The organism is Actinomadura syzygii (genome assembly GCF_008085905.1).
GTDB lineage: Bacteria > Actinomycetota > Actinomycetes > Streptosporangiales > Streptosporangiaceae > Spirillospora > Spirillospora syzygii.
Genome location: NZ_VSFF01000012.1, coordinates 424,375 through 438,114, shown reverse-complemented (window position 1 = coordinate 438,114; position 13,740 = coordinate 424,375). Strand labels below are relative to the sequence as shown.

General features: G+C 73.2%; 10 protein-coding genes and 2 tRNA genes. 3 read left to right on the top strand and 9 right to left on the bottom strand.

The genetic code is table 11. From position 1 onward, the window contains the following. The first annotated feature begins 534 nt into the window (after positions 1 to 534). Entirely contained in the window at positions 535 to 1,527 is a 993-nt protein-coding gene (locus FXF65_RS31950; protein WP_148353753.1) for an ATP-binding cassette domain-containing protein, read from the top strand. After that, entirely contained in the window at positions 1,524 to 2,345 is an 822-nt protein-coding gene (locus tag FXF65_RS31945; RefSeq protein WP_148353752.1) for an ABC transporter permease, read from the top strand. Before FXF65_RS31950 ends, FXF65_RS31945 begins: the two co-directional genes overlap by 4 nt. Before the next feature lie 101 nt (positions 2,346 to 2,446). Here FXF65_RS31945 and FXF65_RS31940 read toward each other — a convergent pair whose 3' ends face one another. Continuing rightward, on the bottom strand, positions 2,447 to 5,725 hold the full coding sequence (locus FXF65_RS31940; RefSeq protein WP_148353751.1) for an ATP-binding protein: 3,279 nt from the start codon (positions 5,723 to 5,725) through the stop codon (positions 2,447 to 2,449). 148 nt (positions 5,726 to 5,873) lie between these two features. Here FXF65_RS31940 and FXF65_RS31935 point away from each other — a divergent pair, with 148 nt between their 5' ends. Then, entirely contained in the window at positions 5,874 to 6,974 is a 1,101-nt protein-coding gene (locus FXF65_RS31935; RefSeq protein ID WP_148353750.1) for a baeRF2 domain-containing protein, read from the top strand. Positions 6,975 to 6,987: 13 nt separating this feature from the next. Here the strand turns inward: FXF65_RS31935 and FXF65_RS31930 are convergent, their stop codons facing one another. From FXF65_RS31930 to nadD, 8 genes are all read right to left on the bottom strand, one after another. Further along, complete coding sequence (locus tag FXF65_RS31930) at positions 6,988 to 10,344, bottom strand: serine hydrolase (protein ID WP_148353749.1); 3,357 nt, start codon at positions 10,342 to 10,344, stop codon at positions 6,988 to 6,990. A 153-nt stretch (positions 10,345 to 10,497) separates the two neighbouring features. Then, positions 10,498 to 10,570: transfer RNA gene (locus tag FXF65_RS31925), tRNA-Ala, on the bottom strand. 84 nt (positions 10,571 to 10,654) lie between these two features. Next, positions 10,655 to 11,128 (bottom strand): hypothetical protein, encoded by a 474-nt coding sequence (locus FXF65_RS44050; protein ID WP_187412601.1) that lies wholly within the window; start codon positions 11,126 to 11,128, stop codon positions 10,655 to 10,657. A gap of 113 nt (positions 11,129 to 11,241) precedes the next feature. Next, on the bottom strand, positions 11,242 to 11,433 hold the full coding sequence (locus tag FXF65_RS44045) for a hypothetical protein (RefSeq protein ID WP_187412600.1): 192 nt from the start codon (positions 11,431 to 11,433) through the stop codon (positions 11,242 to 11,244). Between the two features lie 328 nt (positions 11,434 to 11,761). Further along, positions 11,762 to 11,834: transfer RNA gene (locus tag FXF65_RS31910), tRNA-Ala, on the bottom strand. A gap of 78 nt (positions 11,835 to 11,912) precedes the next feature. Continuing rightward, positions 11,913 to 12,575, bottom strand: a complete 663-nt coding sequence (locus tag FXF65_RS31905; protein WP_148353746.1) for a histidine phosphatase family protein — start codon at positions 12,573 to 12,575, stop codon at positions 11,913 to 11,915. Next, positions 12,572 to 12,982 (bottom strand): ribosome silencing factor, encoded by a 411-nt coding sequence (gene rsfS / locus FXF65_RS31900; protein ID WP_148353745.1) that lies wholly within the window; start codon positions 12,980 to 12,982, stop codon positions 12,572 to 12,574. The genes FXF65_RS31905 and rsfS overlap by 4 nt, the downstream gene beginning before the upstream one ends. A 147-nt stretch (positions 12,983 to 13,129) precedes the next feature. Further along, entirely contained in the window at positions 13,130 to 13,732 is a 603-nt protein-coding gene (gene nadD, locus FXF65_RS31895; RefSeq protein ID WP_148353744.1) for a nicotinate-nucleotide adenylyltransferase, read from the bottom strand. Positions 13,733 to 13,740: the final 8 nt, after the last annotated feature.

The window sequence follows — 13,740 nt, the reverse complement described above, 5'->3', positions numbered from 1 at the left end:
TCCCGCGGGCCCCGGCTCCGGGGCAACCCTTCTAACTTACCTGACTCGCCCCCGTTGTCAAGAAGATCCAGGAAGATCTTTTTGACGGACGAGGGACCTGCCAGAACCCCCACACCACGACACCACCACAAGCCAAAGAAGACTCGCGAAGATCGTTTCGTGGGGGGCGCCCTGCGGGCCGGCCACCTCGCGGTGTCCTGCGTCCCGTCCGGGCTTGCCATTCAAGGGTAACCCGGTCCGGAGCAAGCTGCGAACCGTTTTTCCTTTGTCGGCTTCCCCTGGGGCCGTCCGCCTCCCGGCGTCCCGCATCCCCTTGGGGCAGGAAGAACATTAGGCACCCCCGGACGGCCCGTCAAATCGAGCTCGCCCAACTCTCGTCCAAGCAAGGATAAGTCCTGGTCATCGAGCGTTCACGGGATCGGCGTCAGGCGCGCGTCAGTGTCGCGTCAGCGGACGGCGGCCGATGTCCGCGCCGTGTCAGCGGCCTCGTCGAAGGTGGTGGACGACACAGCGAAGACCGCGAAGGGCGGACTGATGGACGATGTGATTCGCGCCGAAGGACTGCGCAAACAGTTCGGGGACACCAAGGCCCTGGACGGCGTGGACATCTCGGCGCGCCGGGGGACGGTCCTCGGGGTGCTGGGGCCGAACGGGGCGGGCAAGACGACGGCCGTCCGCGTGCTGGCGACCTTGCTCAAGCCGGACGCCGGACGGGCCGAGGTCTGCGGTTACGACGTCGTCAAGGACGCCGTCCGGGTGCGCGCGATGATCGGGCTGACGGGCCAGTACGCCTCGGTGGACGAGGAGCTGACCGGCTTCGAGAACCTCGTGATGATCGCCCGCCTGCTGGACTTCCCGCGCCGGGAGGCGAAGGCCAGGGCGCGCCAGCTGCTGGACAGGTTCCGGTTGACCGACGCGGGGGCCCGGGCCGTCAAGACGTACTCGGGCGGGATGCGGCGGCGGCTCGACCTGGCGGCCAGCCTGATCAACCATCCCGAGGTCATCTACCTGGACGAGCCCACGACCGGGCTGGACCCGCGGGCCCGCAACGAGGTCTGGGACACGGTCCGCGGCGTCGTCGCGGAGGGCGCGACCGTCCTGCTGACCACGCAGTACCTAGAGGAGGCCGACGCGCTCGCCGACCGGATCGCGGTGTTCGACCACGGACGGGTGATCGCGGAGGGCACGTCCGACGATCTGAAGGGGCGGATCGGTCGGCAGACGCTGGTGGTGCGCGCCTCCGAGCCGTTCCGCACGGCGCAGCTCACCTCGATCGTCGCCGAGCTGAGCGGCGAGCGTCCCGAGGTGCAGCGGCCGACCGGGCTGGTCAGCGTCCCGGTGCACGATCCCGGTGTGCTGTCGGCGCTGGTCAGGCGGCTGGACGAGGCGTCCATCACGGCGGCCGAGCTGGCCCTGCGGATGCCGAGCCTGGACGAGGTGTTCCTCACGCTCACCGGCCATCTCGCCGAAGACGAAGAAGAAGCGACCGAAGAATCCGATCTCGTCACCGAGGGGAGCGTGGCATGACCGCCATCGCCGTCGAAACGCGCCGGCCCGCCACCGAGCCGCCCGCGCGCATCAGCCCGCAGCGAACACTGCGCCACGGCCTCACGCTGGCTTGGCGCAACATCTCCCAGTTGAAGCACTCCCCGGAGAAACTGCTCGACACGACTCTCATGCCGATCGTGTTCCTGCTGCTTTTCCTTTACGTGTTCGGCGGGGCCGTCGCGGGCGACACGCACTCGTATTTGCAGAAGTTGCTGCCGGGGTTGATCGCGCAAATGGCGATGTTCGCGACGATGGGTCTTGGGACCGCGCTGAACGAGGACATCCACAAGGGCGTGTTCGACCGGTTCCGGAGCCTGCCGATCGCCCGTTCCGCGCCGCTGATCGGTTCGGTGCTCGGTGACACGGCCCGGTTCGTGACCGTGATGACAGTCCTCGTGGGATTCGGGTCGATCCTCGGGTTCCGGTTCCACACCGATCCGCTCTCGGTGCTGGGTGCGTTCGCGCTCGCCTACGTGTTCTACCTGGCGGTTTGCTGGATCTCTGTCCTGGTGGGCTTGGTCGCGCCGACACCGGAAACCGTCCAAGGGCTGGCGTTCATCTGGGTGATGCCGCTGACCTTCGGGAGCAGCATCCTGGTGCCGGACACGTCCACGATGCCGGGATGGCTCGAAGCGTGGACGAAGGTCAACCCGGTCACGCACCTCGCGGAGTCGATGCGGGCGCTGATGGTCGGCGGACCGGTCGGAAACCACGTCTGGTACACGCTCGCGTGGGCGGCCGGAATCGTCGCGGTCACTTTCCCGCTGGCCATGCGGATGTATTCGCGGAGGGCCTGACGTCCGCCCCGGAGGGCCGAGGCAAGCGAAGAAGGCGAGGCATGACCCGAACGGGGGCGCCTCGCCTTCTCGCGTTCCCGGCCCCTAGAGCGGCGGACGGGTCAGACGGGTTCGGGCGCGGTCGACCGGACGAGGTCGACGCCAGCGGCGAACACGTCCTCGCGGGTGACCTGGCGGCCCCGCTCGTACGCGGCGGCGAACGCGTCCGGTCCGAGGACGGACGTGACGTAGGCATGCGTCCGCTCCTCGTCGTAGGACGTCACGTCGCGGAAGCCGTGCAAGGTGTGGGCGGTGCCGAGCAGTTCCGCTGCCCGGACGCAGGCGCCGCGCGCGGCGGCGCACGCCGCGAGGCCCTCGACCATGGTGGCCAGCGCGGGATTGCCCATCAGCGCGTCGTTCTGGAGGTCGGTGAAGGCCCTCGTGTGCCAGTCGAGGGCGGCGTCGAGGTCGCCGTCCTCCTCGGCGAGGGAGCCGAGGCGGCTGAGGGTGCGGCGGACGGCCTGCGCGAAGTCGGGACGGTGCCCGCGCGGCTCCGTCCAGTGGCGGGCGCGGGCGGCGTGCGCGCGGGCGGCGGCGCGGTCGCCGCCCTTCAGGTCCATCTCGCAGAGCTGGAGGGACGCCCCGGCGGCGTCGGCGAGCTCGCCGATCCGCTCCATCTGCGCCATGGCCCGCTCCACGTCGTCGCGGGCCTGGGCGAAGTCGCCCCGCTCGGCCCGCGCCCGGCCGAGCTGGGCGAGGATCGACGCGCCCTGCTCGGGGCTGACGCCCATGGTCGCGTAGCCGTACGCCTCCTCGCCGAGCGCGACGGCCTCGGCGGGCTCGCCGCGCGCCATGGCGACCTGCATCATCCCGCTGAGCACGAGGATCATCCCGAAGCGGTCGCCGAGGTCGCGGAACCGGGCGTAGCCGTCGGCGGCCTCCGCGGCGGCCTCGTCGATGTGCCCGGTGTTGATGGCCATGTGCGCGAGCAGCGTGTGGGACACGGCGCGGACCCAGGGGTCGGGGTGGTCCTCGATCCGCCGCAGCCGCCGCCTGATCTCGTCCAGGTCCCCGCTGAGCAGCGCGGACGCCGACTCCATCAGGGCGAGGACGGGATGCAGCGGCCGCTCGGGCAGGGCCTCCGCGACCGCCTCGAAGACGGCGTTGAGCGACTCCCGCGTCGGGCCGACGTCCCTGGTCATCTCCTTGATGATCTTGGCCGAGATGACGCAGAGGGCGTGCTGCTCCTCCAGCCCGGGCGGCGGGTCGTCGCCGACCATGTCGCGGACGGCGACCGCCCAGTGCCCGGCCTCCATCTCCATGTCGCGCAGCACCCAGAACCAGACGAGCGCCGCGACGAGGCGGAGCCCGGTCTCCCCGTCGCCGGTGTCGACGACGTGCCGGAACGCGACGGTGACGTTGCCGCGCTCGGCGGCCAGCCGCTCGGTCCAGCGGAGCTGGTCGCGGCGGCGCAGCTCCGGCTCGGCGCGCTCGGCGAGGGCGACCAGGTGCGCGGCGTGCGCGGACCGGACGCGCGGCGCCTCCCCGGCCTCCTCCAGCCGCTCCCCCGCGTACACGCGGACGGTCTCCAGCAGCCGGTAGCGGACCTCGGCGTCGCCGTCCGCCATGACGAGCGACTTCTCCACCAGGGCGGCGATCACGTCGATGACGTCCTGCGGCTCGGGCGCGTCGGGGGCGGGGAGGCCGCACACGTCGACGGCGGCGTCCGGGGTGGCGCCGCCCGCGAACACCGACAGGCGGCGCAGGACGGTGCGCTCGACGTCGTCGAGGAGGTCCCAGCTCCAGTCGACGACGGCGCGGAGCGTGCGGTGCCGGGGCAGCGCCGTGCGGCTGCCGCCGGTGAGCAGCCGGAACCGGTCGCCGAGCCGCGCGGCGACCTGGCCGGGGGTGAGGGAGCGCAGCCGGGCCGCGGCGAGCTCGATGGCGAGCGGGATGCCGTCGAGGGCGCGGCAGATCTCGACGACGTCGGCGACGGTCTCGGCGTCCACGGCGAAGCCGGGCCGGACGGCCGCCGCCCGGTCGCCGAACAGCCGGACGGACGCGAACCCGAGCGCCTCGGCGGGATCGGCGACGTCCGCGTCCGGCAGCGGCAGGGACGGCACCGGGCACAGCGACTCGCCGGTGATGCCGAGCGGCTCCCGGCTGGTGGCGAGCATCCGCACGCCGGGCGCCTGCGCGAGGACGTGGTCGGCGAGCCGGGCCGTCGCGTCGAGGACGTGCTCGCAGTTGTCGAGGACGACGACCATCCGCTTGGCGGCGAGGAAGTCGGTGAGCCGTTCGAGGGGCCTCGGCACGACCCGCGTCTCGACGGGCCGGACGGTCTCCGGGACGGCGAGCGCGACGAGCACGGCCTGCACGACGTCGGCCGGGTCGCTCACCGGCGCCAGCGGGACGAACCACACGCCGTCCGGCGTCTCCTCGACGAGCGCTGCCGCGCTCTCTCCGGCGAGGCGCGTCTTGCCCGCGCCGCCGGGGCCGGTCAGGGTGACCAGCCGCGTCTCGCGCAGCAGCTTGCCGACGCGGCGGGACTCCTCCTCGCGTCCGACGAAGCTGGTGAGCTGGGCGGGGAGGTTCGTGCGGGTCGCGGGGCGCGAGACGTCCGGCGGCGCCGCGGGCGGCGCGACGGGCTCGGGCGGCTCGGCGGCGCGGCCGGCGACGGGGTCGCGGCGGAGGATGGACAGGTGCACGGCCGACAGCTCGGGCGACGGGTCGACGCCGAGCCGGTCGGCGAGGGCGCGGCGGGTCTCCTCGAACACCTCCAGGGCGTCGGCCTGCCGTCCGGCGGCGTAGAGGGCGCGCATGAGCTGGCCGCGCAGGCGTTCGCGGAGCGGGTTCGCGGCGGCGAGCGGTTCGAGGTCGGCGACCGGCGGGACGGGGAGCCCGGCGGCCAGTTCGGCGTCCACCCGGTCCTCGACGGCGGCGAGCCGCAGCTCCTCCAGCCGGGCGATCGGCGCGGCGGCGAACGCGGCGTCGGCGGCGTCGGCGAGGGCGGGGCCGCGCCAGAGCCGGAGCGCGGCGCGCAGCAGGTGGGCACGCCGGGCGGGGTCGTCCTCGGCGCGGGCGGCGACGACGTCCCGCTCGAACGCGACGGCGTCGACCTCCGCCGGGTCGATGCCGAGCCGGTACCCGGCGGGGCCGTGCTCGACGAGGTCGCGGCCGGCGACGCCGCGCAGCCGCGAGACGAGCGCCTGGAGCGCGTTGCCGCCGCCGCTCGGCGGCGCGCCGTCCCAGAGGTCGTCGAGCAGCCGGCCGACCGACACCGGCCGGCCCGCCTCCGCCGCCAGCCGGACCAGCAGGACGCGCAGCCGGGGGCCGCTGACCTCGACGGGCCTGGCGGTTTCGTCCCGCACGTCGAGCGTGCCCAGGATGCCGATGCGCACGAGTCCCCCTTCCGGGTGTCATTGTCGCCGATGCGCCGTCGTCCCGCGCGCACGGAGGCGGCGCGCGGCCGGTAACCGGAGCGGCGAGGAACGCCCCAGAAGCCCCAATCCTTACGTTTGCCACAGAAAAATCGGGTACGGCCATTCTATGGATCTGTCATTCCTCAAGACGCTGTACGAGCGTCCGGGCCCCTTCGCGTCGGTCTACGCCGACCTGACCCGGACGACGGAGGACGCGTCCAAGGCCGCCGAGCTGCGGTGGCGGGCGCTGCGCGCGGATCTGGAGGACCGCGACGCCCCGGCGGCCACGCTGCGCGCGATCGAGCAGACCATCGACGAGGAGATGCTGGCGCGCCGCTCGGAGGGCCTGGTGGTCTTCGCGGCGGACGGCGAGGTGGTGCACAGCGCCCGCCTCCCCGGCCCGCCCGCGGCCACCCGCGCGACGGTGGGGCCGCTCCCCGACGTCCTGCCCTACCTGGCCGAACGGGGCGAGCGGTTCCCGCACCTGCTCGCCGTGGTGGACCGCCGCGGCGGCGAGATCGACTGCGTCGGCCCGGACGGGCGGCACCGCCGCTTCGAGGTCCGGGGCGACGAGGACTACCCCATCCGCAAGACCAAGGCGGGCGACTGGAACCAGTCCCGGTTCCAGCGCTCGTCGGAGAACGTGTGGAAGGCCAACGCCAAGAAGGTCGCGCATGAGATCGACCGCGCCGCCGACCGCTGCCGCGCCGAGGCCGTGCTGATCGCCGGTGACGTGCGGGCGCGGACGGCCGTCCTGGAGGAGGTGTCGGAGAACGTCCTCGAACACACCGTGGAGACCGACAAGAACACGACCGTCGACGACCCCGCCCTGGACGCCGAGCTGCGCCGCCTGCTGCGGCTCAAGACCACCGAGCGGATCATGGCGGTCGCCGAGCGCTTCGACCGCGAGCTGGCGAACGGGCAGCGCGCCGTCGCGGGACTGCCCGCCACCACGGAGGCCGTCCGGCAGGGGCGCGTGGAGACGCTCCTCCTCGACGGCGACCCGAACTCGGGGGACCGGCTGTGGATCGGCCCCGACCCGAGCCAGGTCGCCACGTCCCCCGAGGAGCTGCGCGACGCGTTCGGCGTGCCCGCGCCCGAGCCGGTCCGGGCCGACGCCGCGCTGGTCAGGGCCGCGGCCGCGACCGACGGCGAGCTGGTCGTGCTGCCGTCGGACGGGCCCGGCCCCGGCCTGCACGTGGGAGCCGTCCTGCGCTACACCGCCTGACTGAGCCGGACGGTCAGTCGCACTTCGGGGTGGCGCGCACCCCGAAGTGCAGATAGCGCTCCCCGGTGGGCAGCGCGTAGAAGGCGACGGGCTGCCAGGTCCGCTCGTCGGGCTCGCGGACGGCGAACAGGTTCCCGGCCGCGTCGACCGGGTGCAGGTCGTACTCGGCGACCGGCTCCGCGACGATCTCGGCGAGCGGGCCGGTCGCCGTCATGCGCAGGACGGCCCGCCCGGCCCGCTCGAACACCTCCAGGTCGGCGCCCGTCCGGCTGTAGCGGCCGGTGTGGCGGCGGACGTCGACCGGCGGGGGCGGCGCGGCGGGCTCCACCGGACGCGGCATCGCGACCCCGGCCAGCTCGGCGAAGACCTCGCGGAACAGGTCCTCGTACAGGTCGACGTGCTGGCCGCCGTTCGTCAGCAGCACCACCGCGAGTCCCTCGTCCGGGAGGACGCGCAGGTACGCCGACTGGCCGATCGTGTTGCCGTCGTGGCCGACGAGGCGGCGGCCGTCCCAGCCCATCCGCGCCCAGCCGAGCCCCCACGAGTCGCCGGGGCCGTACCGGTCCGGCAGGACGGCGTGCTCGGCGGCCATCTCGGCGACGCTCCGCTCGCTCAGCAGCCGCGTGCCGTCCGGGGCGAGGCCGCCGGTGAGGTGCAGGCGGGCGAACGCGAGCGCGTCCGCCGCGGAGGCGGTGATCAGCCCCGCCGGGCCGAGCGAGCGGGGCAGCGCCCACGTCCCGGTGCGCACCGGGACGGCGTCGCCGTCCGCGACGTGCCCGGCGGCGGCGCGGTGCAGCAGCGCCTCCTCCGGCAGCGTCACGGTGTGCTCCAGGCCGAGGGGCTCGATGAGCCGCTCGCGGAGCGCCCGGTCCCAGGTGCGGCCGGTGAGCTTCTCGACCACCCGTCCGGCGAGGGTGAACCCGGCGTTGCAGTACGACCAGGTCGCGCCGAGCGGATGGTTGCGCGCCACCTCGGCCAGCTCCGCCGTGTACTTCTCGACGCAGTCGTCGCCGCGCCCGGTGTCGGTGAACACGTCGCCGTCGATGCCGCTCGTGTGGTTGAGCAGGTGCCGCATCGTGACGCGCTTCGTGCCCTCCAGGTCGCTGAGCCGCAGCTCGGGCAGGACGTCGACGACCGGGGCGTCCAGGTCGAGGAGGCCCTCGTCGACGAGCTGCATGACGAGCGTCGCCGTCCACACCTTCGTCATCGACCCGATCTGGAAGATCGAGTCGGGCGTCGCGGTCACGCCGGTCGCCGTGTTGAGGACGCCGTGCGCCGCCTCCACCAGCTCGTCCTCGCGTCCCGGGGCGATCCGCAGGATGCCGAAGACCGCGCCCGGGACGCGGTGCCGTTCAGCCAGCTCCTCAAGCCTGCGCTGCCAGTGCGCCGCGTCGATGGAGGCACGGCCTGTGCCGCCCGCGTAGCGCTCGACCCAATCCACGATGCGCCGGTTGAAGTCGGCGCGCTGCGAGGGCGGCCCGTCCAGGAAGAAGAAATGCGAGGCGTCCGGATAGTAGACGAGCCGGGACGGGACGCCCCGCGCCCGCAGCGCGGCGAGCCACTGCTCGGCCTGCCCGTCCGGGCAGCGCAGGTCGGCGGTGCCGTGCAGGAGCAGCGTCGGCGTCCGGACGTCCTCGACCCGGCTGTACGGAGACATCTCGGTGTACCGGTCGGGGCTGGACCAGGGCGTCCCGCCGAGCTCGTACTCGGCCAGATGATGCCCGCAGTCCGACGTCCCGGTGAGGCTCACCAGGTCGGACACGACGCCGCCCGCCACCGCCGCCGCGAACCGGCCGGTCCGGCTCGTCAGGTAGCAGGTCATGTAGCCGCCGTAGCTGTAGCCGGAGACGGCGATCCGGGACGGGTCCGCGACGCCCTCCGCGACGAGAGCGTCAAGCGGTTCGAGGAAGTCCGCGGCGTCGGCGACGCCCCAGCCGCCGAGCGCGCCGGTGAAGAACGCCTCGCCGTAGCCGTCGCTGCCCCGCGGGTTCAGCAGCAGGACCGTCCAGCCCCGCGCGACGAGTTCCTGGTGGTACATGTGCGCGTGGTCGGCGGCGGCGTTCCACGCGTTGTGCGGGCCGCCGTGGATGTCGAGCAGGAGCGGGCCGGGCGTATCCGCGCCGGGGTCGCGCATCACCCAGCCCTGCACGACGGCGCCGTCCGAGATGGGGAACACGCGCTCCTCGCGCCGGTACGACTCGGCGCCGGCGAACGGCGCGCCGTGCGCGGTGCGGACGGTGTCGACCCCCGTCGCGAGGTCCACGGTGACGACCTCGCCGAACGACTCCTCGGTGGTCAGGACGAGCGCCGCGGTCCCGTTCCGCGCATCCACCCCCGAGACGACCCACCCGGGGCCGCCGACCACTCGCCTCGGCGTGCCGTCGCCCGCCGTGGGCGTCACGTACAAATGCGTGCACCCCTGGTCGCGGGCGCAGAACAGCACCTTCTCCCCGTCCTCGACAAGGCGCGGCACCGACCCCGGATAACCGGGCATGCCCGGCATGACGTTGCGGTCGAGCATGCCGGACAGGTCGGTCGCCGGTCCGCCGTCGAGCGGCACGCGCAGCAGCCGGTTGTGGCCCAGCACCGTCCCGTACGTGCCGACGACCAGCAACGCGTCGCCGCCGGACGTCCACACCACCGGGCCCACGCCCCCCTCGGCCGGACCCACCCGCCGCGGGACGGCCTTCCGGTCGGACACGTCCAGCACGTACGCGGCGACGTGCGCGGTCAGATCGGTGTCGGGCATGGTGGCGCCGAAGGCGAGGCGCGTCCCGTCCGGCGACCATGAGGGCTCCCCGGCGTGCCAGTCCCCCGACGTCACCCGGCGGGCCTGCCGCGTCTCCAGTTCGAGAACGAAGACATGCGCCCGAACCCGCCCGAGAAGCCCGGCGCCGTCCGCCCGATGGTCGATCCGGTCGGTGACGATCGGCGCGGTACGCCTGCGGGCCCGCGCCGCGTCGTCCTCGCCGGGAAAAGCGTCGAGGTCGACGGGAGCGGTGAACGCGAGCGCCGTGCCGTCGGGTTTCCAACACGGCGGCCCGGCGCCGAGCGGCAGATCGGTGACCTTCTCGGGTTCGCCGCCGTCGGCCGGAAGGAGCCACACCTGCGGGGGGCCGTCCTCGCCGCGCAGAAACGCCACCTGGGACCCGTCCGGCGACCAGGCGGGCGACACGTCGGCGGCGCCGCGGGTGAGCCGCCGGGGCCGGCCCCCGGCGGTGTCCACGGTCCACAGGCGGCGGACGCAGCGGTCCGCGGCGGTGTCGTCCGTGCGCAGCACGTACACCAGCCGCGTGCCGTCCGGGGACAGCACGGGCTGCTCGGGCAGCGCCAGGTCGGTCAGGTCGTCGATGCGCAGGCGTCGGGTCACCGGAGCCCCTCTGGTCGGGTCGGGCTTTCTCAGATGCCAACGATTCGGTCAGGAAGCGGGTTCGGGTGACGGCACCGACGTGAATGGGCGAAACATGACAAAGGAGTGGCGACCGGCGCTTTCGCGCCGAACTCGCCACTCCCAGACTCCGGGTGGAGCTATGGGGATTCGAACCCCAGACCTCCTCCATGCCATGGAGGCGCGCTACCAACTGCGCCATAGCCCCTCGGTCGGGAAAAGCTTAGTGCACGCAGGGAGCGCTCCGGACGCGGGCCGCGGCGGGACGTCCCGCCGCGGCCCGCGTTCGACGTCAGCCCTTCTTCGCGGTGTAGGTGTACCAGCGGTCGTTGACCGTGGGCACGTGCACCGTGACGTTCCTCGGCCACTCGACCGGCACTCCGAGAACCTCGTTCTCCCGGACGGTCCGGCCGTTGCTCGCGGTGTGCTCGCTGGTGACCTGGCCGGTGGTGTCGGGACGCGAGGGACGCGCGGGAGGCGCCTCCTTCTCCGCCCGCGACGTGCAGACGACCCGGCCGAGGTCGGGACGTTTCGGAAGCAGTCCAAGGGACGAGATCGCCTGCAGCGCCTTCGCGCAGTCGCTCGTGCTCACGGTCTGCGTCCCGGCGCTCCCCGCGGGCGCACCCGCGGCGGGCGCGCTCGCGGCGGCGGGCGCGCTCGCGGTGCCCGGCGCGGGCGGCGGCGCGGCCAGCGCGACCGCGGGCACGGCCGGGACGGCGGCGGCAAGCACGAGCAGCAGCGTCCGTCCGGTGATCCGGCTTCTCATGGGGCAGTCCTCATCTCGATCGCGCATCGCCACCCGGTGGCGTTCCCGCATGATCAACACGATGAAGCGCGCCCGGACGAAAGCCGACCGCCGTCATGGCGAACCTTTTGCGGTCAGACCCAGCCGAGCCGCTCGCGGACCTCGTCGGGCGCGTAGCCGCGCTGGCCGCCGTCCCCGATCCACACGGTCCCGTCGGCCTCGGCCACCGGCCCGACCGCATGCTCCTGCGGAAGCCGCGGCTGGATCGCGAGCCGAACCCGCGTCCCCGGCTCGTACTTGCGCAACTCGTCGATGAGGTCGCCCACCGTGACCTCCCGCGTCGCCCCCCTGCGATGTCTTCCCATACCAGGCATGAAACCACCCCCCGCAACCATCCGCTCCGCCCACAAGCACGGACCACCCCGAACGGAGCCCCCACCAGCACAGACCCGGCGCCCCAAGCCACCACGGCCAGCACGGAACCAGAGACCCAAACCACAAGGGCCCGCACGGGAACAGCGACCCAAGCCACAAGGGGGGCGTGGGGGGCGGAGCCCACCACATCGGGGGTCCGGGGGTTGCCCCCCGGGTCAACACGACGAAGGAGTGGCAGGGAAGAGGCAAAGCCTCGACCACACCACTCCCAACTCCGAGTGGAGCTATGGGGATTCGAACCCCAGACCTCCTCCATGCCATGGAGGCGCGCTACCAACTGCGCCATAGCCCCGCCGCCGCGTGGACGTTCATCCCGCGGCGCCCCGCCAGTGTATAGGACGGAGTGAGTACGGCTCGAATCGTTTGCGGTTCAGGTTCCGGCGTCGGGACGGTCGTCGCTGAGCACGGGTTCGGGGAGCGTTCCGGCGTTGTGCTCGGCGAGGCGCCAGCCGCCGATGCGCATCTCGGTGATCACGGACCAGCAGCAGTTGGACAGTCCGCCGAGCCGTTCCCACGTCTCCTCGGGCAGGCCGAGGAGGTGGGACATGCCGAGGCGGAGCGCGGCGCCGTGGGACGCGACGACGAGCTGCCCGTCCGGCTCCAAGCCGTCGAGGGCGCGTTCGAGGGCCGCGCCGACGCGCTTGGCGACCTGGGCGCTGGTCTCGCCGCCGGGCGGCTGCCAGGCGGCGTGCTCCGCCGGGTACCGCTCGCGGATCTCGCGGTTGGTGAGGCCCTCCCAGGCGCCGCCGTCGCGTTCGATGAGGTCCTTGTCGTACCGGACGGGGAGCCCGGTGATGTCGGCGAGGGCCTGCGCGGTGTCGGCGGCCCGCCGCAGCGGGGACGACAGCAGCGCGGTCGGCTGGAGGCCGGCGAGCAGCCGCGCCGCCCGCCGGGCCTGCTGGACGCCGGTCTCGTCGAGAGGGATGTCGGCCTTGCCCTGGAAGCGGCGTTCGACGTTCCACGCGGTCTGCCCGTGCCGCCACAGCACCAGCCGCCGCTTCCCCGGTTCCCTTGTCGGACGGGGTTCGCTCACTCGGGGCTCCCGACGGCGCGGGCGCGCTGGGCCTGGTGGGCGGTGACCCGCTCGGGGAGTTCCATGAGGGGGCAGTCTTTCCAGAGCCGTTCGAGGGCGTAGAACATGCGGTCCTCCTCGTGCTGGATGTGCACGATGATGTCCGCGTAGTCCAGCAGCACCCAGCGGCCTTCGCGCTCGCCCTCGCGGCGGACGGGCTTGGCCCCGGCGTCCTCCCGGAGGCGCCGTTCGACCTCGTCCACGATGGCGCGGACCTGGCGGTCGCTGGGGGCGGAGCAGAGCACGAACGCGTCGGTGATGACGAGCTGCTCGCTCACGTCGTAGGCAAGAATGTCGTCGGCCAGCTTGTCGCCTGCCGCCTCGGCGGCGATCCGGACGAGCTGCGCCGCCCTCTCGGATGCGGTCACGATGCGCTCGCGATCCTCCCTGTAGGGGTCGTATCCGCTAACACCATCTCACGGGTGGCGGCCTGCGGTCCCCTTTGTTGATGTTCGACCGCCGTGCCCGGGCGGCCGCTTCCGACTCCAGCGTATGTCCCGGGCCGGACGGCCTGCTCAGGCCGCCGTTTCCCGGTAGAGGTCGCGCTTGTTGATGTACTGGACGATCCCGTCCGGAACGAGGTACCAGATCGGCTCCCCGGCGTGGACGCGCTCGCGGCACTCGGTGGACGAGATCGACAGCGCCGGCACCTCCATCAGCGACACCCGCCCGTTCGGCAGGCCGGGGTCGGCGAGCCGGTGCCCGGGGCGCGTGACGCCCACGAAGTGCGCCAGCTCGAACAGCTCGTCGGTGTCGTGCCAGGTCAGCATCTTCTCCAGGGCGTCGGCGCCGGTGATGAAGAACAGGTCGGCGTCGGGCCCCTGGACCTGCCGCATGTCACGGAGCGTGTCGACCGTGTACGTGGCCCCCGGGCGGTCGATGTCGACGCGGCTGACCGAGAACCTCGGGTTGGACGCGGTGGCGATGACGGCCATGAGGTAGCGGTCCTCGGCGGCGGCGACCTTGCGTCCCTCCTTGTGGGACGACAGGCCGGTGGGCACGAACACGACCTCGTCCAGCGAGAAGAAGTGCGCGACCTCGCTCGCGGCAACGAGGTGCCCGTGGTGGATCGGGTCGAACGTGCCGCCCATGATCCCCAGCCGCCGCTTTTGCGTCATGGCGACGA